Annotated in this window: 21 protein-coding genes; 6 read left to right on the top strand and 15 right to left on the bottom strand. The window is 70.9% G+C overall.

The window, feature by feature from the left end; all coding sequences use genetic code 11:
* Positions 1-25: 25 nt before the first annotated feature.
* The 10 genes from JOY88_RS15935 to JOY88_RS15890 form a co-directional block, all read right to left on the bottom strand.
* Entirely contained in the window at positions 26-439 is a 414-nt protein-coding gene (locus tag JOY88_RS15935) for an alpha/beta fold hydrolase (protein WP_293503615.1), read from the bottom strand.
* Positions 440-584: 145 nt separating this feature from the next.
* On the bottom strand, positions 585-2,018 hold the full coding sequence (gene dacB, locus JOY88_RS15930) for a D-alanyl-D-alanine carboxypeptidase/D-alanyl-D-alanine endopeptidase (RefSeq protein ID WP_293503614.1): 1,434 nt from the start codon (positions 2,016-2,018) through the stop codon (positions 585-587).
* Positions 2,018-2,950 carry an ornithine cyclodeaminase family protein gene (locus tag JOY88_RS15925; RefSeq protein ID WP_293503613.1) on the bottom strand — a complete coding sequence of 311 codons (933 nt, stop codon included), beginning with the start codon at positions 2,948-2,950 and terminating at the stop codon, positions 2,018-2,020. Before JOY88_RS15925 ends, dacB begins: the two co-directional genes overlap by 1 nt.
* Positions 2,951-3,038: 88 nt before the next feature.
* Positions 3,039-5,948: a TonB-dependent receptor domain-containing protein gene (locus tag JOY88_RS15920; protein ID WP_293503612.1), complete on the bottom strand. Its 2,910-nt coding sequence runs from the start codon at positions 5,946-5,948 to the stop codon at positions 3,039-3,041.
* Between the two features lie 216 nt (positions 5,949-6,164).
* Positions 6,165-7,070, bottom strand: a complete 906-nt coding sequence (locus JOY88_RS15915; RefSeq protein WP_293503611.1) for a S66 peptidase family protein — start codon at positions 7,068-7,070, stop codon at positions 6,165-6,167.
* Positions 7,049-8,143: a serine hydrolase gene (locus JOY88_RS15910; RefSeq protein ID WP_293503610.1), complete on the bottom strand. Its 1,095-nt coding sequence runs from the start codon at positions 8,141-8,143 to the stop codon at positions 7,049-7,051. The genes JOY88_RS15915 and JOY88_RS15910 overlap by 22 nt, the downstream gene beginning before the upstream one ends.
* On the bottom strand, positions 8,140-9,381 hold the full coding sequence (locus tag JOY88_RS15905) for a D-amino acid dehydrogenase (RefSeq protein WP_293503609.1): 1,242 nt from the start codon (positions 9,379-9,381) through the stop codon (positions 8,140-8,142). The genes JOY88_RS15910 and JOY88_RS15905 overlap by 4 nt, the downstream gene beginning before the upstream one ends.
* A 107-nt stretch (positions 9,382-9,488) precedes the next feature.
* Complete coding sequence (locus JOY88_RS15900; RefSeq protein ID WP_293503608.1) at positions 9,489-10,355, bottom strand: hypothetical protein; 867 nt, start codon at positions 10,353-10,355, stop codon at positions 9,489-9,491.
* Positions 10,356-10,366: 11 nt separating this feature from the next.
* Positions 10,367-11,563, bottom strand: a complete 1,197-nt coding sequence (locus JOY88_RS15895; protein ID WP_293503607.1) for an amino acid aminotransferase — start codon at positions 11,561-11,563, stop codon at positions 10,367-10,369.
* 26 nt (positions 11,564-11,589) lie between these two features.
* The gene (locus JOY88_RS15890) at positions 11,590-12,714 is read right to left on the bottom strand and encodes a DUF2332 domain-containing protein (RefSeq protein WP_293503606.1); all 1,125 of its coding nucleotides are present in this window, start codon (positions 12,712-12,714) and stop codon (positions 11,590-11,592) included.
* A gap of 56 nt (positions 12,715-12,770) precedes the next feature.
* Here JOY88_RS15890 and JOY88_RS15885 point away from each other — a divergent pair, with 56 nt between their 5' ends.
* Positions 12,771-13,421, top strand: coding sequence for a Crp/Fnr family transcriptional regulator (locus JOY88_RS15885; protein WP_293503605.1), 651 nt, complete (start codon positions 12,771-12,773; stop codon positions 13,419-13,421).
* Positions 13,422-13,424: 3 nt separating this feature from the next.
* On the opposite strand, the gene JOY88_RS15880 is transcribed toward JOY88_RS15885, so the two are convergent.
* On the bottom strand, positions 13,425-13,916 hold the full coding sequence (locus JOY88_RS15880) for a glutathione peroxidase (protein WP_293503604.1): 492 nt from the start codon (positions 13,914-13,916) through the stop codon (positions 13,425-13,427).
* Between the two features lie 167 nt (positions 13,917-14,083).
* Between JOY88_RS15880 and JOY88_RS15875 the strand changes: the two genes are divergently transcribed.
* The gene (locus JOY88_RS15875) at positions 14,084-15,046 is read left to right on the top strand and encodes a hypothetical protein (protein WP_293503603.1); all 963 of its coding nucleotides are present in this window, start codon (positions 14,084-14,086) and stop codon (positions 15,044-15,046) included.
* Positions 15,047-15,065: 19 nt separating this feature from the next.
* On the opposite strand, the gene lplT is transcribed toward JOY88_RS15875, so the two are convergent.
* Entirely contained in the window at positions 15,066-16,355 is a 1,290-nt protein-coding gene (gene lplT / locus JOY88_RS15870; RefSeq protein ID WP_293503602.1) for a lysophospholipid transporter LplT, read from the bottom strand.
* Between the two features lie 121 nt (positions 16,356-16,476).
* Here lplT and alr point away from each other — a divergent pair, with 121 nt between their 5' ends.
* Positions 16,477-17,577 (top strand): alanine racemase, encoded by a 1,101-nt coding sequence (gene alr / locus JOY88_RS15865; RefSeq protein WP_293503601.1) that lies wholly within the window; start codon positions 16,477-16,479, stop codon positions 17,575-17,577.
* Positions 17,570-17,977 (top strand): alternative ribosome rescue aminoacyl-tRNA hydrolase ArfB, encoded by a 408-nt coding sequence (gene arfB / locus JOY88_RS15860; RefSeq protein WP_293503600.1) that lies wholly within the window; start codon positions 17,570-17,572, stop codon positions 17,975-17,977. The genes alr and arfB overlap by 8 nt, the downstream gene beginning before the upstream one ends.
* 3 nt (positions 17,978-17,980) lie before the next feature.
* Here the strand turns inward: arfB and JOY88_RS15855 are convergent, their stop codons facing one another.
* The 3 genes from JOY88_RS15855 to JOY88_RS15845 all read right to left on the bottom strand — a co-directional run bounded on the left by JOY88_RS15855 (position 17,981) and on the right by JOY88_RS15845 (position 21,028).
* Complete coding sequence (locus JOY88_RS15855) at positions 17,981-19,300, bottom strand: hypothetical protein (protein ID WP_293503599.1); 1,320 nt, start codon at positions 19,298-19,300, stop codon at positions 17,981-17,983.
* 150 nt (positions 19,301-19,450) lie between these two features.
* Positions 19,451-20,335: a DMT family transporter gene (locus JOY88_RS15850; RefSeq protein ID WP_293503598.1), complete on the bottom strand. Its 885-nt coding sequence runs from the start codon at positions 20,333-20,335 to the stop codon at positions 19,451-19,453.
* A 63-nt stretch (positions 20,336-20,398) separates the two neighbouring features.
* Positions 20,399-21,028: a LysE family transporter gene (locus JOY88_RS15845; RefSeq protein ID WP_293503597.1), complete on the bottom strand. Its 630-nt coding sequence runs from the start codon at positions 21,026-21,028 to the stop codon at positions 20,399-20,401.
* A gap of 60 nt (positions 21,029-21,088) precedes the next feature.
* Between JOY88_RS15845 and JOY88_RS15840 the strand changes: the two genes are divergently transcribed.
* Positions 21,089-22,276, top strand: coding sequence for an MFS transporter (locus tag JOY88_RS15840; RefSeq protein ID WP_293503596.1), 1,188 nt, complete (start codon positions 21,089-21,091; stop codon positions 22,274-22,276).
* The gene (radA, locus tag JOY88_RS15835) at positions 22,276-23,640 is read left to right on the top strand and encodes a DNA repair protein RadA (protein WP_293503595.1); all 1,365 of its coding nucleotides are present in this window, start codon (positions 22,276-22,278) and stop codon (positions 23,638-23,640) included. Before JOY88_RS15840 ends, radA begins: the two co-directional genes overlap by 1 nt.
* The last annotated feature ends 25 nt before the right edge of the window (positions 23,641-23,665 follow it).

The following is a 23,665-nucleotide window of genomic DNA, read 5'->3' as shown; positions in this document are numbered from 1 at the left end:
CGATGCTGGAGTTCGAGGGCAAGAGCTACCGGCTGCGCGAGGCCGCGGCCAGGCTGACGATGGTGCCCGCCGACTCATAATCCTGCTCGTCCTGCCTGGGGGAATTTACGTGGCCACAGGTGGGGGAGTTTGAAGTGGCCATCGGGGCGAAAGCGCAACAGAGCACAAGGCCCGCAATTCGCATTGGATGCTTCGCCGCAAGGGAGATGGCAATCGGGCCGGAGAAAGACTCGCCCAGCAATACGAGCGGTCCCTTTGCAGGAAGGCTGGCCTCAGCAAAGCGCTCATATTCGGCATATCCGGCTGGTGTTGCCGACGGGTACTTCACCACCTCAAGCGGGATGAGGCCTGACAGAGCTTCCATCAGGGGATCGAACAGCATGCCCGTGCCATCCATGCCCGTGCCATCCATGCCCGGCAAGAGAACCAGCGTGGTCATGGACTAGCAGTATCTAGCCTTGACGACTGGAAGGCCGGAAGGCCGGCGTTGACCGGCGGCAGTCGCCCATGACACCCGGCAGTGAAACGGACAACCCGATGCCCAGGCCCCGACCAAGGGAGCCTCGGCCTCATGTAAGAGGCGGCTAATGCTGCTCCGCCACCCAGTTCACCAGCGCATCCAGCACCGGCCGCCCCTTGCGCGCCGCCTCGGGGTGGTTGAGCAAGGCCACGAAGACCCAGGTACGGCCCGCGGCGTCGGGCACGAAGCCGGCCAGGCCCACGGCGTCGCGCAGCGTGCCGGTCTTGAGCCGCGCCTGGCCGGCGGCCGGACCTTCCTTGAGCCGGCGCGACAACGTGCCGTCAACGCCCGCGATGGGCAAAGTGGCCAGCAGTTCGGGCGCCTGCGCGCCGCGCTGGCCCGCGCGCAGCACACCAGCCAGCAGGGCCGGGCTGACGCGCTCGCTGCGCGACAGGCCGGAGCCGTTGTCCAGCACCAGCGCGGACGCATCGACGCCATGACCGGCCAGCCAGTCGCGCACGACGCGCTCGGCCGCAGCTCGCGTGGGCTCGTCCGGCCGGGCCGCCTGGGCACCCAGCTGCAGGTAGACCAGGCGGGTCAGCGCGTTATCGCTGCGCTTCATGACGCCGCGCATCACCTCGGCAAGCGGTCGACCGCGGTGCGTGGCCAGCACGACGGCACCGGCCGGCGTTGGGCCTTCCGCGTCACCCGGCCCCATGCTGCCGCCCAGCTCGGCCCAGAACTGCCGCACCGCATGCGCGGCCAACCATTGCCGGTCGACGATTTGCAGCGGCGCGCGCTGCCGGCAGCCCGTGGGGAAGGCGCCCTGCAGCTTCAGCAACAAGCCGTCGGCGACGGGCTGCACGAGGGCGGGCTTCCAGTCCTCGTCCCAGTCCTTGCAGGGCCGCGTGGACAGCGTCATCGCGCTCGCATCCACGGCCAGCCCCGACAGGGCCGGCAGCGTGCGCGCGGCGACGCTGCTGGCTGTGGCCTGCAGCTCGAAGTCCAGCAGGCTGCCGTTCAGGTGCAGCGCATCGGGGATGACGTTGTAGTCGAACTCGGGCGCCTCGTCGAAGGCCGGCAGGCCCAGGTCCGGGCGTGTGGGGCTGAAGAGGCTGCGGTCGACGATCAGGCCGCCACGGATCTCGCGCACGCCGCTCTCGCGCAGCTGGCGCAGCAGCCACCAAAGCGCCGGCCAGTCCAGGTCGGGGTCGGCGCCGCCGCGCAGGATCAGGGGCCCCTCGATAACGGATCCATTGACGCCGTTCACCGGCGCCGCGGCCGCCAGCAACTCGGTGCGGCCGCGATGGTTGATGCCCAGCTTGTCCAGCGCGACGGTGGCGGTGACCAGCTTCATCGTCGAGGCCGGCGCCATCGCGTCGTCCGCGCGCTGGCGCAGTGGCGGGCGCGAGCCGTCCAGCGGCTGCAGCACGAAGCCCAGGCTGTCGGCGGGCAGGCCGGCCTTGTCCAACGCCGCCCGGACGGGGTCGGGCACGGGGGCCTGCAGGCTGGCGCAGCCGGCCAGCACCAAGGCCATGGAGTACAGCCAGGCACGCATCAGCAGGCTCCCAGGCGGTGGGCGACGAGACGGGCCAGTGCAACATCCTCCAGGCCTATGCCCACGCTCTTGTAGACGACGATGTCCTGCGCGCCGCGCGGGCGCGGGTTCACGATCAGTTCACCCAGCTCGACGAGGCGCTCCGGCGCGATGACGCCGGGCGCCGCTTGCACGATGTCGCCGGCCTCCTGCTGCGCGGCCGTACGCCATTCGACGGCCACCAGTGCGGCGCGGGCCAGGAGCGCATCGTCCAGTTCGCGCGCCGCGGCCGTGCTGGAGCCCACCGCGGCGACGAAGGCGCCGGGTTTGACGAGGCCGCCATCGAACAACGGCACCGGCGAGCGCGTGGCCGTCGCGATGACGTCGGCCTGCGACGCCGCCGTGGCCGCATCAACCGCCTGCACGGGCAGGCCCAGCGCCGCCGTCAGCTCGGCCGCGAAGACCTCGGCCCCCGAGCGCGCACAGACCAGCACGCGCTCGAAGCGGCGCACGCGGCTCAGCGCCTCGGCATGCGCCCGGCCCTGGATGCCAGCGCCGAAGACGGCCAGCGTCTTCGCCTCCGGCAGCGCCAGCAGGTCGGCCGCGACGGCGCTGGCCGCCGCGGTGCGCAGCCGCGTGAACTCGTTGGCCTCCAGCGTCGCGATGGCCGCTCCCGTCGCAGCCGAGAACAGGCTGACGAGGAAGTTGTACCTGCCGTTGCGCGCGGAGTAGACCTTGGTGCCCAGCACGGCGGGCAGCGCGCCGTCGGCGTCCAGGATGGCGCCCATGGCGCTGATCGCCAGCGCCGCGCCGCTCATGGATGCGGTGGCGCGGTGGCGCGCCAGCACCTGGGCCTGGCCGCGGCCATGCTGGGCAAAGGCAGCGCGCAGCGCGGCAATGGCGTTGGACCAGTCGAGGACGGAGGCGACCTGGGCTTCGGTGATGGACTGCATGGCGGGAACGCTGGAAAACGCCGCGGCAGGCGGCGGCTCAGGAGACGAAAAAGCCCCCGCAAGGGGGCTTGGCAAGGGCTGGGCGAGCTTACTCCGTGGCCCAGCGGAAGGTGACGCCCCAGGTGCGGCCGCGGGGGTCGGCGACGCGCGGATCCCAGCCGGCACCGGCGGCGCTGTCGACGTTGTGCCAGGTGAACGGGGGCTGCTTGTCGGCCAGGTTGATGACGCTGCCGGTGATGGTCAGGCCCTTGAAGCCGCTGTAACTGCCCACCAGGTTGAACTTGGAATAGGAGCTGACCGTGCGGGTGTAGGGCTGGTTGCTGGTGTAGTTGGCACCACCAGCCGCCGTCGGGCCGCGGTTCTGGTCTTCATAGCTGTCGGCATAGGAACCGGAGAGCGTGACGTTCCAGGGGCCCGTGCGGTAGCCCAGGCTGGCGTTCAGGCGCCAGGGCACGTAGAGCGTGGTGTTGCTCCACTTGCCCACGTATTCGATGAACGGCGCGTTGTCGCGGGTCTGCTCCTTGTTGCTGATCATCTTCGTGCCGTTCAGCGACGCGGTGATGCGGCCGTCAAGCGCCTCGAAGGCCTGGATCATGCCGAAGTCCACGCCGCGGGTCTTGCTGCCCGCGGAGTTGACCCAGCCGGCCTGGATGTAGTCGATGACGCCGGTCGAATTGCGAACGAAGTTGTCCTTGTAGACGTCGTAGTTCGAGATCATCTCGCTCGTGCTCAGCTGGCGGATGCGATCGCTCATGGTGATCTGCCAGTAGTCCACGGAGGCCTGGAAGCTCTTGTTGGGCGCGAACACGAAGCCGGCCGTGGCCTGGCGCGACTTCTCGGGCGTCAGCTTGGGGTTGCCACCGGCGTGGTACGGCATGCTCAGGCGGGCGCACTGCGAGGGATCGACAGGGTGGTTGATGTCGGCGCACAGCACGGGGTCGCGGAACTGGCCGGTCAGCTGGGACTCGACCACGCCCTGGTTGATCTGCTGGGGCGTGGGCGCACGGAAGCCGGTGTTGGCCGAGGCGCGCAGCAGCACGGTGTCGACGGGCTGGTACTTGACGCCGATCTTGGGGTTGGTCGTGCCGCCGATGGCCTGGTAATGGTCATAGCGGGCCTGCAGCGTGACTTCCAGGCCCTTGAGCGGGCGGGTCACCAGTTCGCCGAACACGGCACCGACCTTGCGCGACAGGCTGGGCGAAGAGCTGTTTCCCGGGCAGCCATAGGTCAGCGCCTTGTTGTCGTACTGCGCCAGCGTGGCGGCGGAGATGCTGTCGATGCAGAGGAAGTACTCGGAGCCCGAGAACTCATAGGCCTCCTGGCGGGCATTGACGCCCAGCGCGAACTCCACGGGACCGGCCAGGAAGTTGCCGAGCGGGCCGGAGATCGTGGCATCCAGCTGCTTGACGCTGGTCTTGCCGTCGTAGATCTTGCCGCGCATCTGCATGTCCTCGAAGGCGGCGATGACGTCGGCCGTCTGCGTCTGGCCCGGCATGATGAAGGGGTTGTACTTGCCCGAGCCCAGCAGGTCCACCAGCTTCCTGGTATTGGGGAAGCCGTTGATCAGCGTGGCCGTGCTCTTGGACTCACCGTAGCCGGCGCCCACCGAGTAATCGAACTGGCCGATGCTGCCTTCCAGCGACGCCTGCACGCGCAGGTTCTTGGTCTCGTTCTCGCGGATGCGCAGGCCGAGGTCGTTCAGGAAGTTGACGCGGTAGGCGATGGGCAGCTTCGAGTTGAAATCCTTGGCGTCCACCAGCGCCTTCATATCCAGGTAGTAGGGGCTGTCCGGCCGCAGGTTGGTGATGGGGCCGCCGAAGGGGTTGGTGGGCGTGACCGGGCCGGCGGGGCCTGTGCTCGAGCTGATTTGCGCCGGCGAGTACTCGCCGCGGTTCTTGACGTCGGACGCCATCACCTCGATGGAGGCGCGATGGTTGTCGCTGATGTTGAGCGTACCGCGCAGCATGCCGTTCACGGCGTCCTGCGGCGAGGCCAGCATGTAATTGCGGCCATAGTCGCGCGCGCAACGGTACGTCGAGTTGGCCTTGGTGTAGCCGAACAGGTCCCAGATCTTGATGTTGGGCGCAAGCGGCACCTGGTTCGGGATGGCCTCACATTCGCCGCGGAAGGCCAGCAGGTTCAGGTTGGTGTACTTGGTCGGGTCGGTGCCGCCGACCAGCGTGCCGCCCGTGCCCAGCGCCGTGTTGGCCGAGGCGATGATGTTGGCGTGGACGGAACTGGTCGAGTCGGGTGTCAGCAGCAAGTCGGGCTGGTAGCCGGTGGCCCAGGGACGGTCGGTGCCACGCAGGATGCGCCGGTTGTCCACCGTCAGCGTGGCCATCAGGTTGAAGCCGTCGCGCTCCAGGCTGCCCCAGCCGACCGAGCCGGACAGGCGCGATGTCTGGCCGCCACCCGACGCCTCTGGCGTGAAGTAGCTGCCGCCCAGCGACATGCCCTGGTAGCTCGTCTTGGTGATGAAGTTGATGACGCCGCCGATGGCGTCGGTGCCGTAGATGGCGGATGCGCCGTCCTTCAGCACCTCGACGCGCTCAATGGCGTCCATCGGGATGGTGTTCAGGTCCACCGCGCCGCCGCTCATGCCGTGCGTGGAGACGCGGCGGCCGTTCAGCAGCACCAGCGTGCCGGTGGGGCCCAGGCCGCGCAGGTTGGCGAAGTTGGCGCCGCCATAGGTCTTCTCGCCGTCGCCGCCGAAAACGGCATTGTTGGTGGTCTGGTTGGTCTGGCCGCCGACGTTGGCGGACAGGCTGTCGACGAGCTGGTCCACGCTGGTCAGGCCCAGTTGGCGGGCCTGCGTGGCGGTGATGACCTCGATGGGCATCGCCTTCTCGTCGGCCAGGCGCTTGATGCTGGAGCCGGTGATGGTGACCTTTTCAAGCTTCGATGCCGAAGCGGGCTGCGTGTCCGTGGCGGCCTGCGCCAGGACGGCACCGCTGACGCAAAGAAGGGCTGCTGCACAGGCAATTCGAGTCGGTTTCATCAAGTGCTCCTGCAAATAACTACGTTGACACGATGATTGCCGCAAGCTAGCGCGAAGGCCCACAGGGTGGTCCCTGGATCGTGGCGTTCATGACGATCACGCTTTGAAAACCGGGCATAACCTGTGCGAATGGCCCGGCTGTCCGGCAGGGCGTTCGGAGGCCTGAAAGCCGCGGCGATGTCGCTGCCGATGGCGCGGCTCCGCGCCTGCCCCGGCTCAGCCCAGCGTCAGCGTGCGGGCTGCGACGTCCATCACGGCCGGCACACCCAGCGGCAGCGGCCGGTTCGGCTGGCCATGCCCCGAAGGCCAGCCGGCCAGCACCGGGCAGCGCAGCCGCGGCAGGTGATCGGCCAGCACGGCATCGGGGCTTGCCTGCGCACCGCTGAAGCTGCCGACCAACAGGCCGGCGATGCGCTCCAGCACGCCGGCCAGGCGCAGCTGGCTCAGCATGCGGTCGACGCGGTGGGGCTCCTCGCTGATGTCCTCGACGAAAAGCAGGGTGCCGTCGACGTCCGGCATGAAGGGTGTGCCCAGCAGCGCGCAGAACATCGCGAGGTTGCCGCCGATCAATCGGCCCTGCGCGCGCCCGCCATGGCTGAGGGGATGCGGCGCGGCGCGGCCCGCGACGTCGCCGGCCCGCCAGCCGCTGGCCAGGCGCTGGAACAGCGCCTCGGTGTCGGCCTCGGCGCCGGGCAGGCCCCAGTCGCTGGCCGGCATAGGTGCGTGCAGGGACGGGATGCCGGCGCGGTCGCGCAGCGCGTGCAGCAGGGTCAGGTCGCTGTAGCCGATCAGCAGCTTGCGGCTGGCGGCGAGCAGGCCCAGGTCGATGCCGTCGAGCAGGCGGATGCAGCCCGAACCGCCGCGCAGCGCGAGCACGGCATCGAAGCGCGCGTCGGCGAAGGCGGTATGCACGTCGGCCAGCCGCACGGCATCGGGCGCGGCGAGAAAGTCCAGCGGCGGCGGCCCGAAGCAACTGGGCAGCAGCGTGGGCACGTAGCCGCGCTCGCGCAGCCAGCCTTCGACCGGGGCCAGCCGCCCCGGCGCGGGCGGGCCGGCCGGCGCGATGACGGCGATGCCCGCGCCCGCGCGCAGCGGCGGGATCAGGTATTCGCCTTCAGCCATGCGTGCACGGCGCCGCCCAGTGCGGGCAGCTTCCAGGTCGTGGAGGCGTCCGGGTGGGGCGCGTAGCGGCTGCCCAGGCTGGTCGTCACGGCGATCAGGTAGTGCAGTTCGCCGTCATGCACGATGCCGGCGTCGCTGCCGTAGTTCTGCGTGCCGCCGGTCTTGTGCGCGAAGCGCGCCGGAATGCCCGGCACCCAGCCGGGCAGCGCGCGCAGCGACTCGCTGCTCAGGACCTGGTGCAGCTTCTGCGCGTCCAGCGCGCCGCGGATGACGGCGCGGCTGGCGGCGCTGATGAAAGGCGGCCGGGGCGACACGGCCGGGGCATCGGCGTCCAGCCGCCACATCAGCCGCAGCGCATCCCAGGCCGTCATCTGGATATGGCCCACGCCCGAGCCGGCCGCATTGCCCCAGCCGCCGTCGGAGCGGGTATTGGCGATCATCAAGCCCGGCAGGCCATGGGCGGCGAACAGTGCCTGCATCTCGTTGTGCACCTCGCGCCCGCCCTCGCGGCGTATGCCGCCGCGCGCATGCAGGTGGGCCACGAGGGCGGACGTGGCCTCGTTGCTGCTCACGGTGATCATGTCGAACAGCCAGTCGCCCACGGGCCGGGTCCTGCCCTGGTAGGCCAGCGGCAACGCCCAGTCGCTGCGGTCGCTGTCCACCAGCAGGCCCACGCCGACGGCGACCATGGTCTTCAGCAGCGAGGCCGGATACGGCGCGACGAAACGGGGGCCGCTGCCGAACCATGCGGGGAAGGCGATGCGCGACCAGTCCGCGCCCGGCAGCCAGGCATGGGAATCGCCCGCGGCGTCGCGCACGTCGGCATGGAAGCCGATGTTGGCGACCGCGCCGAAGGCGCCGTCGAAGCGAGCGACCAGGCCTTGGGGATGCTCGCGCGAGAACAGCACGTTGGCACCCACCGGCGCCTCGCCAGCCGGGAAGACAACCACGGCGAGGTCGATGCTGGGATGCCAGCCCAGCGGCGCGCCGTCCTGCAGGCTGTCGGCCGTCGTCTCGAAGCGCTGCGCCAGCACGGCGGCGCGCAGGGCTTCGGCGAGGTCGTCGGCCGTCACAGCGTCAGGCCGTCCAGCGGCAACGGGCTGTTCCGGCCCGACACCAGTTCGGCCAGGATGTTGGCCGTCGCGAAGGAGAAGGTGAAGCCGAGCGCGCCATGGCCCACGTTGAGCCACAGCCCGGGCTGGCCGCTGGCGCCGAGGATGGGCGCGCCACTGGGCGTGGCCGGACGCAGGCCGGCCCAGGGCGTGGCGCGGTCGTAGTCGGCCGCGTTCGGGAAGGTGGCGCGCACCGAGCGCTGCAGCGAGGCCAGCCGCCCCGCGTCCAGGCCTGCATCGTCGCCGACGAGGTCCACCATGGCCGCGACGCGCAGCTCCTGGCCGATGCGGGCGTAGAGGATCTTCTTCTCGAAGTCGGTCACGCTGACCTCGGGCGGGAGGTGGCCGGCCTGGATGGGCGCTGTGAGGCTGTAGCCCTTCAACGGGTACAGCGGCAGCGCGACGCCGGCCGCCGCCGCGAGCGCGCGACTGTGCAGTCCGGCGGCAAGGACGGTCGCGTCCGCCGCGACCTCGCCCGCCGCCGTGCGCACGCCGCGCACCCGGCCCTGGCCGTCGCGCAGCAAGCCCTCGACCGCTGCGCCCAGCCGGCCGCGAAAGCCTTCGTGCTGGCGCAGCCGCTCGTGCAACTGGGTGCAGAAGGCATGACAGTCGGCCACCGCCTCGCCGGGCGTGAAGATGCCGCCGGCCAGTGCCGACCCGGCGTCCGCCAGGGCCGGCTCCAGCGCGACGCAATCGTCATGCGACATGGCCTGCTCGACGCCGCTGCCGTTCATGCGCGCGGCCACGCGGGCGAACTCGGCCGGCTTGCGGTAGACGACCAGCTTGCCGGGCGCGCGCAGCGCGATGGCGTCGAGCCGGGCCTCGGCCTGCAGCCGCGCGAACGAAGCCTGGCTGTAGGCGCCAAGCGCCAGCAGGCGCTCGGTGGTGCGACGGTTGACAGGGCCGCGGCAGTTGCGCAGGAAGGCGATCAGCCAGGACCATTGCGCCCAGCTCGCTTCGGGCTTGAAGCGCAGCGGGCCGTCGGGGTCCAGCAGCCAGCGCAGCGCTTTCAGCGGCACGCCGGCGTCGGCCAGCGGCGACACATAGCGGTAGCTGAGCTGGCCGCCATTGGCGCGGCTGGCCCCCTGGGCCACCTCGGGCTCGCGCTCGACCAGCGTCACGCCGTGGCCTCTCTCCAGCAGCGCCCAGGCCGTCGTCAGGCCCACCACGCCACCGCCAATCACCACGCAATGCTTCATCCTGCCGCTACCAGCCTCATACAGCGGCGCAGGGTAAGAGAGGGGGCCGGCCGCAGCCAATGAAAGCCAGCGCGCCATCCATAACCAGCGGGCATCCGCAGCCGGTCTCAGAGCCCCGGTGTGGGCTGGCTGCGCTGGTGGAAGAAGCTGTCGATGAGGTCGCGGTACTGGCGGCGGCTTTCGGCGGGCAGATCCGCCATCAGGCCCTCGCGCAGCATGGCCGCGCCTTCCGGCGTGCCGAGCACCGCGTCGATGCGATGGATGGCGGCCTGGCCCCAAGGGGTGCGCGGGCAGGCCACGCCACCGATGACGGGCTCCATCGCGCCGCGTATCGGCAGCATCGCCAGGCCCGCCACCTCGGGTTGACCCTGGGCCAGCGCGGCCAGTACGTTGGGGAACTCGATCGTGTAGTCGGCCCGGCCCTGCAGCAGCATGGACATCAGGTTGCTGCCGAAGTCGCCCGGCGTGACGCGGCGCAGCGCGGCCTGCGCCGCCGGCTGCCCGAGCCGCGCATCGAGCACCGGCCCGTAGCTGCGGCCGTGCACGACGACGCCCTGACGGCGGGGGTCGGCCAGCAGGGCGGTCAGGTCCACGCGGCCGGCTGCGTCCACCGGCAGGGTGGCGACATGGTCGCGCCGCGCGATGAGCTGCGGAGGCGGCATCAGCCAGGTGTTGCTGAAATAGGCCAGCGCCTCGCGCTGTGCCGAGCGCACGGCGCCGGCATGGCAGACCGGCTCGCCGCGCTCGATCAGCGCCCAGCTGCGCTTGGCATTGGCGACGATGCGCTCATGCGCGATGCCCGGCAGGCGCGCGCTGACCCAGTCGATGAGGCGGTCCGAGGGCCGCGCACCGCCGGCACCGCGCCCGGCGACGGTGTCGCCCGCCAGCCAGGTGATTCGCTCCACCACCGGCTGCGCGGACAGCGGGCCGCCGCACAGCAGGGCTGCCGCGACGACCAGTGCCGGACGCACCATGGTGCCGCCGGTCAGCCGCCCAGCACGGCGGCAAACGCCCGGGCCGTGGCCTCGACGTTGCGCGTGTTCAGCCCGGCCACGCACATTCGGCCGGAGCGCAGGATGTAGACGCCGAACTCGGTCTTCAGCCGCTCGGCCTGCTCCGGCGTCAGGCCGGTGTAGCTGAACATGCCGCGCTGGGTCAGGAAGTAGGAGAAGTCGCGGCCCGGCAGCTTGGCTGCGAGCACGCCGTGCAGCTGGCGGCGCATGGCCTGGATGCGTTCGCGCATCTCGGTCACCTCGGCCTCCCAACGCGCACGCAGGGCCGGGTCGGTCAGCACCTTGGCGACGATCTGGCCGCCGTGCATGGGCGGATTGGAGTAGTTGCGGCGGATCATGAACTTCAGCTGGCCCAGCACGCGGGCGGCCTGGTCGGCGTCCGGGCAGACGACGCTCAAGGCTCCGCAGCGCTCGCCGTACAGGCTCATGCTCTTGGAGAAGCTGTTGGCGATCAGGAAGGGCAGACCCTCGTCGGCCAGCAGGCGCGGCGCGAAGGCGTCCTCCTCGATGCCGTCGCCATAACCCTGGTAGGCCAGGTCCAGGAAAGGCAGCAGCTCGCGCTCGCGGATGACCGGCACCAGGGCGCGCCACTGGTCCTGCGTCAGGTCCACGCCGGTGGGGTTGTGGCAGCACGCGTGCAGCACCACGATGCTGCGCGGAGGCAGGGCCTTGAAGCGGGCCAGCAGCTCGTCAAAGCGCAGGCCGCCGCTGGCCGGGTCGTAGTAGGGGTAGGTCTCGCAGACATGGCCCGAGCCCTCGAAGACGGCGCGGTGGTTGTCCCAGGTGGGATCGGACAGGTAGACCTTGCTGTCCGGGAAATAGCGCTTGAGCAGGTCGGCACCTACCTTGAGGCCGCCGCTGGAGCCCACGCCCTGGATGGTGGCGATGCGGCCGGCCTGGATCGCCGCATGCCGAGGCCCGAACAGCAGGGCCTGCACGGCGCTGCGAAAGTTGGCGGCGCCCTCCATCGGCAGATAGGGCCGCGCGCCGGCGGCCTCGACGACGGCCAGCTCCGCCGCGCGCACCGAGGGCAGCATGGGGATGCGGCCCTCGTCGTCGAAGTAGATGCCGATGGAAAGGTTGATCTTGTCGGCGCGGGGATCTTTCTGGAAGGCCTCGTTGAGGCTCAGGATGGGGTCGCCGGCGTAGGCGTCGACATGCTCGAACATGGGGTGCTCCGTTGAAGGACGCCGGATTATCCCGGGCCGGCCGCCGCACACCAAGCCACCCAGCGGCCGTGCGGGTGCGACCAGCCCAGCGCCCGCTCGGCCACCCCGCTCGCGCCGGCCCAGCGCAGCGTCCACAGCGTCGCAGACGCGGCGCTCTCGCCGGCAGGCAGGTCCGGCAGGGGCGGCCCACCGCCCTCGCGGGCGCTCAAGGCCGGCAGCTCGCCGCAGATCCAGGCCAGGCCATGGCTGCGGCACAGGCCATCCATCGTGGCCCGCAGACGCGCGAGTTCGGCAGCGCAGAGGTAGTACAGCACCCAGCTCGTCAACAGCACCGGCTGCACGCCTGCGGGCAGGCTGCGCAGCCAGGGTTCGATGGCGGCGATGCAGTCGTCCGACCGCGTCAGCGTGAGCGGCAGCGAGCGCAGCTGGGCGGCCGCGTGCGCCAGCCGCTCGCGGCGCGCGGCGTCATGTGGCCACAGGCAGGCCTGCAACCAGCGCAGGCGCCCGGCGTCGGCCAGGTCGACGGGCGCCGGATCCAGGCCGTGGCGCGACACGATGCGCCAGCCGGCCGCCTGCGGAGGCGGCAGCGGCCCCAACCACAGCGACTCGATCTCGGCCCGTCGGCCGTCCACGGCGGGACCGCGCTCGTGGCAGGCCCCCTGCGCGTCGCGGTAGCGCAGCGCATAGTGGTCCACGCCGAGATTCAGGCCGGCACTGCAGCCGAAGTCCAGCAGGGCCAGGTCGCGAGCGCCGGTCACCCTTGCCACGTCGCCCAACGCCGGCCAGATGGCCGCGCCGCGCGCGATCTCGTTGGTCTGCGTCGCGCCATGGCGCAGCCGCTGCAGCAGCACCGCCCCCTCGCGCACCAGGCAGGCCGACAACGCCGCCGCGAGCCCGTCATCGGGATCGCGGCCGCCGCCGGCGCTGCGGTAGTACGCCGCCAGCTCCGGCGCCGCGCCGGCCAGCACGCGCTCGTGCAGCGCGGCCAGCAGCAGGTTGACCTTGCGCTGCTCGGGCGGCGCCTCGGCCAACAGCGCGAGCGCCCGTTCGTCCCCGGCGGCGACGCCGCACAGCGCGGCGTAGAGCGGCTCGTGGGTGCATTCCTCGCGCCCGAAGCGGCGCAGCAGTTCCATCAGTTCGGGGTGTGTCATGCGGCCAGCATAGGCAGCCCGGGCCGCGCCCTGTGTCGGCCGGCCGACAATGCGCCATGCCCGAGGCCCCTGCCCTGCAACAGCTGCTCGACGCCCATTTCCCGGGCGTCGTGGTGCCGGCCGACATCGCCGCCACCATCGCGCGCCGCCGGCTTGTCGACGGCCGCAGCCTGTTCGTTCAGGGCCAGCGGCCGGCGGCGTTCTACGCCGTCGCGGCCGGTGAGATCGAGACCCGTTTCACCGGCGCGGACGGCGCGGTGTCGGTCATCGAGAACGTGGGGCCGCCGCAGCTGTTCGGGCTGGCGGCGTTCGCGGCCGGACAGCCGGCGGAGTACGAGGCGGTGGCGCGCGGCGCCAGCGAGGTGCTGGTGTTCGGCCGCGAGGCCTACGCGCGGCTGATGGATGAGGTGCCCGGCTTCGCACGCGCCCTGCTGGCCGAGTTCGCGCGCCGCTACGACGGCACGCTGCGCCTGCTGCAGGCGGCCCGTCACCAGGACGCGGCTGAGCGCTTCGCCCTGGCCCTGGACCAGCTGGCACGCGAGCGCGGCCGGCGCGATGGCACGGGCTGGGTCGAGGTGACGGCCACGCAGACCGAGCTGGCGCGGCTGGCCCACTTGTCGCGGCAGACGGTCAACGAACTGCTGCGGGCCGCGCAGGCCGGGGGTCGCCTGCGCCTGGGCCGTGGTCGGCTGTGGCTGCGCGGCTGAGGATCAGGTCGCCTTCAGCGCCGCTTCGATGTCGCCGCGCAGCTTCTCCGGCGCGTCGTTGGGCGCGTAGCGCTTGATGACCTGGCCGTCGCGGCCAACGAGGAACTTGGTGAAATTCCACTTGATGGCCTCGGTGCCGAGGAAGCCGGGCTTCTCGCTCTTCAGGAACTTCCACAGCGGATGGGCCTCGGCGCCGTTGACCTTGATCTTCTGCATCATCGGGAAGCTGACGCCGTAGTTCAACTCACAGAAGCTGGCGATCTGGTCGTTGCTGCCCGGGTCCTGGCCGCCGAACTCGTTGCTCGGGAAGCCGATGACGACCAGCCCCTGGGGGCCATAGTCCTCCCAGAGCTGTTCCAGGCCCTTGAACTGGGGCGTGAAACCGCATTCACTGGCCGTGTTGACGATGAGCATCACCTTGCCGCGCTGTGCGGCCAGGTCGGCCGGCTCGCCGCGGATGGATACGGCCTGGAAGTCGAAGATGCTCTCACTCATGGAAGCCCTCCCTAGAAGAGACGAGCACTATGCTAACCCCCCGGGCGCCCCGAGGGTTTGTAGCATGGCGCCCGGCGCGCGGCTGGCCTTCCAATCGCGCGAACTTGCGAAGCGCGAGCCACTCGGGGACGCGCCGCCCGGTCAGCAACTTCGGATACCCCACGTTCATGGATCACCTGGCTTGCTTCACCCCGGCCGATCTGGCCGGCAGTTCCCCGCCGGACCTCGGCAGCTTCCGCTGGAAGCTGCTGGCACAGGGGGACTCGTGGTTCTCGAACGCGCGCGCCAAGCTCAATGCCCATGCCAACCTGCTGCAGGAGCTGGTCTTCAAGGCCGGCACGGCGGCCGTCAACTGCGCCGGCACGGGCAATGCGCTCTCGCACATGGTGGACCTGGCGTCCAACCCCGACTTCGTGCGTCTTTTGGCCGGCCCCGAAGCGTCGGCCTGGGACGGCGTGCTGCTGTCCGTGGGCGGCAACGACTTGATCGCCGCCGCACGCACGCCGGCGCAGGACTGGAACGGCGAGCCCATCCCGCTGGAGCGGCGCCTGCTGCGCCGCCAGACCGAATGGGGCCCGCCGTCGGCCGGCGTCGCACGCTACTTCTCCGAACCCGGCTGGGCCACCTATGCCGGCTACCTGCGCGCCAACGTCAAGCACCTGCTGTCCCTGCGCGACCAGGGGCCATCGGCGGGCAAGCCGGTCTTCATGCATTGCTACGCCGTGCCCATGCCGCGCCCGGCCGGCGCCGAGTCCGGCGACGACCTGGGCGCCAGCGGCCCCTGGCTCTATCCGGCCCTGAAGGCCTATGGCGTGCCGAGCGCGGACTGGGCCGCGGTCAGCAGGCTGATGGTCTTCCACCTGGCCCAGCTGCTTAAGGACATGGCAGCCGACAAGGAGGCCTTCCGAGGCCTCTTCGTGTTCGACTCGACGACCGTGCCCCTGGCCCTGGCGGCGCCCGGCTCCACCGGCATCAGCGGCGACTGGCACAACGAGATCCACCTCAACCACAGCGGCTGCTTCAAGATCGCGCGTGCCTGGAGCGAGCACATCGAGATGGTGCTGGAGGGCCGCCACCTGATCCAGCCCTCGCCCGGCCGCAAGGGCCGGGGCAGCAGCTCCAGCAGCTGAGCGAAGCCGCCGGGGCCGGCTACCGGTCCTGGGGCAGATGGTCGGTGCGGGCCAGGTCGAGCAGATGCTCGACCTCTTCCCTGTGCTCGACCAGGTTGCGCCGGTGCCAGCCGCGGATCCACCACATCGTGCCGGCCACGACGATGCCGAAGATGGCGATGGCGGCATAGGTCGACAGGCCCACGCGGGTCATGCCCGTGTAAAGCGCGCCCAGGCCCAGGATGCAGGCCTGCTCGTTGAAGTTCTGCACGGCAATGGAGCGGCCGGCCCCCATCAGGCTGGCGCCACGGTGCTGCAGCAGCGCGTTCATGGGCACGACCAGGTAGCCACAGGCCAGGCCCATCAGCATCAGATAGGGTGCCGCCAGGCGCACGTCACGCACGGCGATCATGCCGATCAGCATCACGCCCATGACGATGCCCAGCGGGATCACGCGGGTGGCGCGGTCCAGCCGCACCAGGAAGGAGGCCGCCACCGCGCCCAGGGCCGTGCCCAGCGCCACCACGCCGCCGAGGTTGGAGGCCGCGGTGGTGTCGTAGGCCAGGGCCGCGGCGGCCCAAGGGAACAGGATGATGCGCAGATTGCCCGAGGCGCCCCAGAACAGCGTCGTCGTGGCCAGCGAGATCTGGCCCAGCTTGTCGGTCCACAGGCGCGAGTTGCAGGCGGCGAAGTCGCGCATCAACGCGCGCGGACCATGCGCGAGCGGCTGCAGCGGCGCCTCGGTGCGGGGGATGTAGAGATTGAACGCCGCGGCCACGATGTACAGCGACACGATGCTGGCAATGGCGGCCTGGGGCGGGGTGTCGATGCCGGTGTCGATGTAGGGGATGTCGATGGCCAGCAGATGGGCCGACAGATGCGGGCCGACGAGTTGGCCGCCAAGCACGATGCCCAGGATGATGGACGCGATGGTCAGCCCTTCGATCCAGCCATTGGCCTTGACGAGCTGGGATGGCGGCAGCAGCTCGGTCAGGATGCCGTACTTGGCCGGTGAATAGGCCGCCGCGCCGAGGCCAACAATGGCGTAGGACAGCAACGGATGGGCGCCGAAGAGCATCATCAGGCAACCCACGACCTTGATGAGGTTCGAGTAGAACATCACCTTGCCCTTGGGTACCGCGTCGGCGAAGGCGCCGACGAAGGGCGCGAGCACCACATAGAACAGCGCGAACATCGGCCCCAGCGCGGGGATCTGCCAAGCAGGCGCCTGCGCGCTCTTGAGCAGCTCGATGGCACCCACGAGCAAGGCCTGATCCGCCAGCGAGCTGAAGAACTGCGCCGACATGATGGTGTAGAAGCCGCGTTTCATCGGGCGGGGGCGCAATCCTGGACTGTCTTCTGCTGGGGGTCGGTAAACCGAGGCGGCGCGGGTTTATAGCACGCCCCTAGTTTGCAGGGTCCGGCCCTGCGGCGGGCGCAAAATCCTGCGCATGCCGCGCCCCATCGAAGCCCTGATCCACACCGACGCCCTCGCCCACAACCTGGCCCGCGCCCGCGCGCAGGCGCCCAACGCCCGCGTCTGGGCCGTCGTCAAGGCCAATGCCTATGGCCATGGCATCGAACGCGCCTTCGAGGGCCTGCGCGCGGCCGATGGCTTCGCGCTGCTGGACCTGGCCGAAGCCGAGCGCCTGCGCGCGCTGGACTGGCGCGGCCCCATCCTGCTGCTGGAGGGCGTGTTCGAGCCACGCGACCTGGAGCTGTGCTCGCGCCTCAAGCTCTGGCATGCCGTGCATTGCGAACAGCAGATCGACTGGCTGGCCATGCACAAGACGCACGAGCCGCACCGCGTGTTCCTGAAGCTGAACTCGGGCATGAACCGCCTGGGCTTCACGCCGGCCGCCTTCCGCGCCGCCTACGCGCGACTGGAGGCCCTGCCCCAGGTGGACGAGATCGGCCTGATGACCCATTTCTCCGACGCCGATGCGCTGCGCCGGGGCGTGGACGGCATCGCCCACCAGCTCGCCGCCTTCGAGGCCGCGACGGAGGGCCTGGCCGGAGAGCGCAGCATTGCCAACAGCGCCGCGACGCTGCGCCACCCCGGCCGGACGGCCCAGGACTGGGTGCGCGCCGGCATCATGAACTACGGCGGCGTGCCCGACTTTCCCGAGCACGACGCCGCCCACTGGGACCTGCGGCCGGCCATGACGCTGCGCTCCCGCATCATCGGCGTGCAGCAACTGCAGCCGGGCGAGACCATAGGCTATGGCAGCGCCTACACGGCCGACCGGGTCACGCGCGCGGGCATCGTCGCCTGCGGCTATGCAGACGGCTACCCGCGCCACGCGCCCACCGGCACGCCGGTGCTGGTGGACGGCACGAGCACGCGCACGCTGGGGCGCGTGTCCATGGACATGCTGGCCGTGGACCTCAGCGATCTGCCGGCCAGCGGCTTCGGCAGCGAGGTGACGCTGTGGGGCGAAGGCCCGCGGGGGTCGCGACTGCCCATCGACGAGGTGGCCCAGGCGGCCGGCACCATAGGCTACGAGCTGATGTGTGCCGTCGCGCCACGCGTGCCGGTGCGCTGTGCCTGAATTCCGCTGGCAGCCCCTGCCCGGCGAGATCCAGTTCGACGCGATCCGCGCCAGCGGCCCGGGCGGACAGAACGTCAACAAGGTCAGCAACGCCGTCCACCTGCGCTTCGACATCCGCGCCTCCAGCCTGCCCGACGCCGTGAAGGCGCGGCTGCTGGCGTGGCCGGATCAGCGCATCACCGCGGACGGCGTCGTCGTCATCAAGGCGCAGGACTCGCGCAGCCTGGAACGCAACCGCGCCGACGCGTTGGCGCGGCTGGTTGAGCTGGTGCAGGCCGCCGCCCATGTACCCAAGGCGCGGCGGGCCACCAAGCCGACTTACGGGTCGCAGCAGCGTCGGCTGGAGGGCAAGTCCAGACGCAGCGGCGTCAAGGCAGGCCGTGGCCGCGTACTGGACTGAGCCTCAGCCCAGGCAGGCCGCCGTGGGCGGCTGCGGCAGATTCAGGCCCGGGCCCTCCAGCGCGTAGTGCAGGCTCAGCAGCTGCCAGCCCTGCGGCCCCAGCTGCCATTGCATGCTGTTCACGCCCGTGTAGGTGGGGCCCGGCTGAGCCGGGTCGCGCCGGGTCTGGACCACGCTGTAGACCTGGGCATGGCCGCCGAAGCGCCGCTGCTGGCGCTCGATCTCGCATTCGTAAAGACCTTGTCCAGAAGCCTGGGCCAGGTCGGCCAGGAACTGCCCGGCGGAGGCGCTCCAGACCTGCAGGCTGCTGGCCTTGAGCGACTGGCCGAACACCCGGGCTTCGGCATGCAGCAGGCGCTGCAGGACCTGGACGTCCGACGCCTGGCCGGGCGCATGCCCAATCGCACGCCACAGGGCACTCACGGCCTGCTCCAGCGCCGCCTGGCTGTGCGCCGTGGCCGCCGGCCCGAGCTGCTCCAGCAGCCCGGGCCAGGAGACCCGGTAGACATGCGACAGCCCCTGGGCGTCCCCGCGCGTGGAGGCGAAGTACAGCCAGCGGCCGTCTGCGCTGACGGAAGGGGTGAACTCGAACCCCGGCCCGTTGACCGGCGCCGGCAGGCGCAGGGCCGGGCCATAGCCCTCGCCCAGTCGTTCGGCCAGGTAGAGGTCGCCCCCACCGCCCTCCGCGCCGGCACGATCGCTCCACCAGAGCGCGTAGCGGCCGTCCGGACTGAGGGTGAAGTCGCTGTTCTGGCCGCCGTCGTTGATGGGCGCGGGCAGCGGTTGCGGCGTCGCGTCACCGTCCCGCACCCGGTAGACGGACAGTGCGCCCGGCCCGCCGGGGCGGCTCGATGCGAGGTAGACGGTCTCGCCATAGCGCTCCGGGCCGAGTTCGTGCCCCGGGCTCTGCCACGCCTCGGGCAGGCGCCGCGGCGGGCCCCAGTGGCCGTCCAGCCAGCGCGACTCGTACAGGTCCAGATCGGCATGCTCGCGCCCGTCGGCCGCCGGCCGGCTGGAGACAAAGGTGAGCACCCGTCCGTCGGCGCTCAGATGCGGGTCGGAGTCGCGCCAGCGTGGGTCGCCGAAGGGCAAGGCCTGCACCCGCTGCCATTGTCCGTCCACGCGGCGCTGGACATAGATGCGGGCCTGCTTGAAATGCGCGGCCGAACGGGCAAACACGCGCAGGTCGCCCTGCTCCTGCAGGTTGTAGGCCTGCTCGCCCGGACCTTCGCCCAGGTCCAGCCGCTCCACCGCCAAACCCGCCGCCTGTGCCAAGAGCGCCCAGTTCAGCAGACCGGCCAACAACAGTGACATCCCGCGCATGCCTTCCTCCTTGCGGGGCATGCTAGGGCGCAGGCCGGGCCGGCGCGATGGCCATGCGACGAGTGCCGGCCTGGGATGACGAAGCGGGCGGCGACGCGGCCGAACCCCGGGGCGGCGACGGCACGGCCGGTCGCGCGCGGAGCCCGGGGCCTAGGACCGCCTCGCCGCCACGTAGAGGCTGGCCAGGCACAGCAGCATGCCGCCCAGGGCCAGCGGCGTCACCCGCCAGCCCTCCAGCACGGCCGAGACCACCAGCGCGATGACCGGGATCACGACCCCCGTCAGCGCCGCGCGCGCCGGCCCCTGGGCCTGGGCCAGCCGGAAATACAGCACGAAGGCGACCACCGAGCCGGCCACCGCCAGGTAGAGCAGGCTCAGCACGTAGGACGCGCGCCAGTCGAAATGCAGGCCAGCGCCGCTGGCCAGCGACAGGGTGACGAGGAAGGCGGCGCCATAGCCCATGCTCCAGGCCAGCACCGGCACGAGCGGCAGGCCGCGGCGGGTCAGCGTCAGCGTCAGCACATTGCCCACGCAGGCGGCCGCCACGGCCCCCAGACCCAGCCCCAGGCCCAGGGCGGCCGTGGGCCGGGCGCCGGTGGCAGCGATCTCGGGCCAGAAGATCAGCACCACGCCCAGCACGCCGCCACTGGCCGCGGCCAGGAAGCGCCGCGTGACCGGCTGACCGAAGAACAGCCGCCCCGACAGCGCATTGCCGTAGACCATCAGGCAGAACAGCACCGCCACCAGCCCCGAGGGAATATGGCGCTCGGCCTCATAGACCGACAGGTAGTTGCCGCTGTACTGCACGACGCCGGTGGCCATCATCCAGCCATGCGCCCACAGCGGCAGCCGCAACGACAAGCCCTGCCAGCACGCCAGTGCCGCCAGCAGCAGGGCGGCCAGCGCGAAGCGCCACGCGACGGAGTTGAGCACCGGCACGCTGCCGTCCAACTGGTACAGGATGACGTGCCAGGTGCTGGCCCAGATCAGCGTCGGGCCCCAGAACAGCCAGCGGGGGGAAATCGAGGTCGGCATGCGAAAAAGGACTGCCCCCCACAGGCGCGCTGCGGCGGTGGAAGGGAATGGGGGAATGCGCGCTCAGGCAGCGCGCTTGAAGGTCGCCAGCAGCGCTCCTGCAGCCACGAACAGCGTGCCGAACACGCGGTTCAGCGCCTTGATGTGGCTCTCGCTCTTCAGCGCCGCCAGCACCCGGGCCGCCAGGGCCGTGTAGCCCGCCATGACGACAAGGTCGGTGAAAGCCAGCGTGCCGCCGATGACGAGGTATTGCGGCGCCAGTGGCGCGTGCAGGTCCAGGAACTGAGGCACGACGGCCAGCAGGAAGACGGTGCCCTTGGGGTTGACCGCGTTGATGCCCCAGCCACGCAGCACCAGCTGGCGGCGCGTGGCCCTGGCGCCGCCCTCCTCGGCCGCGGCCAGCGGCCGGGCCGGCGCGCGCCACTGCTGCACGCCGAGGTAGATCAGGTAAGCGACGCCGGCCCACTTGACGAGCGCAAAACCCAGCGACGACGCGGCGATCAGCGCGCCCAGGCCGGCACTGACCAGGACCACCTGGGTCAGGATGCCCAGGATGAGTCCGAAGGTCATGAAATAGCCGCGCCTGAAGCCATGGCTCAGCCCGGCGCTCATCGCCGCCACCGCGCCCGCGCCGGGCGACAGGCTGATGGCCCAGGACGCCGCGAAGAACGCCAACCACACCGAGAAATCCATGACCGGGCTCCGCCTCGAAACTGCGAGGATCGGAGTGTCCCATGCGGCTACATTCGCCCGATGCTCAGGGCCCTCTTCGCGCCCCTCTTCGCGCTGCCGCGCAGCGTCTGGCTGCTCGGCCTGATCAGCCTCGTCAACGACAGCGCCAGCGAGCTGGTCTACCCGCTGGTGCCGCTGTACCTGAGCGGCGTGCTGATGGCGGGCCCACGCGTGCTGGGCCTCATCGAGGGCCTGGCCGAGGCACTGGCCAGCCTGCTCAAGCTGTGGGCCGGCGTCATGGTGGACCGCAGCGGGCGCAGCAAGCCCTGGGTCGTCAGCGGTTACGGCCTGGCCGGCCTGGCGCGGCCGCTGATCGCCCTCGTCGCCGGCTGGCCGCTGCTGCTGGCCCTGCGCCTGGCCGACCGCGTCGCCAAGGCCGTGCGCGCGGCGCCGCGCGACGCGCTGCTGGCCGCCAGCATCGCACCCGGCCAGCGCGGCCTGGCCTTCGGCCTGCACCGCGCGATGGACAACGCCGGCGCCGTCATCGGCCCGCTGCTGGCCTGGGCTCTGCTGAGCGCCGGCGTGCCGCTGGGGAGGGTCTTCCTGTGGGCCATCATCCCCGGCCTGATCTGCCTGGGCCTCACGCTGGCCGTGCGCGAAGCCCCGCCGCCGGCAGCCGCGCCGTCGCGCTTCAGCTGGACGCTGGCCGGCCTGCCCCGGCCGCTGCGCCGCTACCTCGTCGTCGTCGCGCTGTTCACGCTGGGCAACTCCAGCAACATGTTTCTGCTGCTGCGGGCCAGGGAGCTGGGCGTGGCGGAGGCGCAAGTGCCCCTGCTGTGGGCGGCAGTGTCCGGCGTGGCGGCACTGTTCTCCGTGCCGCTGGGCGGCCTGTCGGACCGCGTCGGCCGCGTGCGCCTGCTGGTGGTCGGCTACCTGGCCTACGCGGCCTTTTATGTCGGCATGGCGGCCTGGGCCGAGCCAGGCTGGCGGCTCTACCTGCTGTTCGGCGTCTACGGCGTCTTCATGGCAGCGACGGAAGGCGTGGAGCGCGCGCTGCTGGCCGATCTGACGCCGCCGGCGCAGCGCGGCACGGCCTTCGGCTGGCTGAACCTGACCATGGGCGCCATGCTGCTGCCGGCCTCGCTGCTGTTCGGCTGGCTGTGGGAGGGCCTCTCGGCGACCATCGCGTTCGGCTTTTCGGCCGGCTGTGCGCTGGCCGCCGCGCTGCTGCTGACAGCCTGGGTGCGTCCGGCCTCGACAATGCGCTGATGGCCACGAGCAAAAGCATCTACACCTGTACCGAGTGCGGCGGCAGCAATGCCAAATGGCTGGGCAAATGCCCGCATTGCGGCGCCTGGAACACGCTGACCGAAACCGCCGCCGAACCCACGGGCGGCGCCAAGAACCGCTACCAGGCGCTGGCCAGGAGCCAGCCGGTGGCGACGCTGTCCGAGATCGAGGCCAGCGACTTCGAGCGCACGCCCACCGGCCAGGAAGAACTGGACCGCGTGCTGGGCGGTGGCATCGTCGCCGGCGGCGTCGTGCTGATCGGCGGTGATCCTGGCATTGGCAAGTCCACGCTGCTGCTGCAGGCGGTGGAGTCGCTGTCCCAGACGGTCAAGGTGCTCTATGTGACCGGCGAGGAAAGCGGCGCGCAAGTGGCCATGCGCTCGCGTCGCCTGGGCCTGGCTGGAGACCGGGTGCGCGTGCTGGCCGAGATCGGCCTGGAGAAGATCCTCGCCACCATCGAGGCCGAAGCGCCGGACTTCTGCGTCATCGACTCCATCCAGACGCTGTATTCCGAGCAGCTCTCGTCGGCGCCCGGCTCGGTCGCCCAGGTGCGCGAGTGCGCGGCACAGCTGACGCGCACGGCCAAGGCGCGCGGCTGCGCGATGGTGCTGGTGGGCCACGTGACCAAGGAGGGGGCTCTCGCCGGCCCGCGAGTTCTGGAGCACATCGTCGACACGGTGCTGTACTTCGAGGGCGACACGCATTCCAGCTTCCGGCTGGTGCGCGCCATCAAGAACCGCTTCGGCGCCGTCAACGAGATCGGCGTGTTCGCGATGACGGAGAGGGGCCTGAAGGGCGTGACCAACCCCAGCGCCATCTTCCTGTCCACGCACACCGAGCCGGTACCGGGGAGTTGCGTGCTCGTCACGCTGGAGGGCACGCGGCCCATGCTGGTGGAGCTGCAGGCGCTGGTGGACAGTGGCGGCGTGAGCCCCAGGCGGCTGTCGGTGGGCCTGGACCGTGACCGGCTGGCCATGCTGCTGGCCGTGCTGCACCGCCACGCGGGTGTGGCCACGGGAGACCAGGACGTATTCGTCAACGCGGTGGGCGGCGTGCGCATCAGCGAGCCCGCAGCCGACCTGGCGGTGCTGCTGGCCATCCAGAGCTCGCTGCGCGGCAAGCCGCTGCCGCGCGGCTTCATCGCCTTCGGCGAGGTGGGCCTGGCCGGCGAGGTGCGCCCTGCGCCACGCGGCCAGGAACGGCTGAAGGAGGCCGCCAAGCTGGGCTTCAGCGTGGCCGTCGTGCCCAAGGCAAACGCGCCCAAGAAGGCTGTCGAGGGGTTGACCATCCATGCCGTCGAGCGGGTCGAGCAGGCCATCGACGTATTGCGCGGTCTCGTCTGAACCAAGGGCAGGTTTCCATGGTGCA

This window comes from Roseateles sp. (assembly GCF_019237615.1).
In the GTDB taxonomy this organism is placed as follows: Bacteria; Pseudomonadota; Gammaproteobacteria; order Burkholderiales; family Burkholderiaceae_C; genus Pelomonas.
Note: the sequence above shows the minus strand (reverse complement) of the source record. Positions and strands in the feature narration are given on the sequence as shown.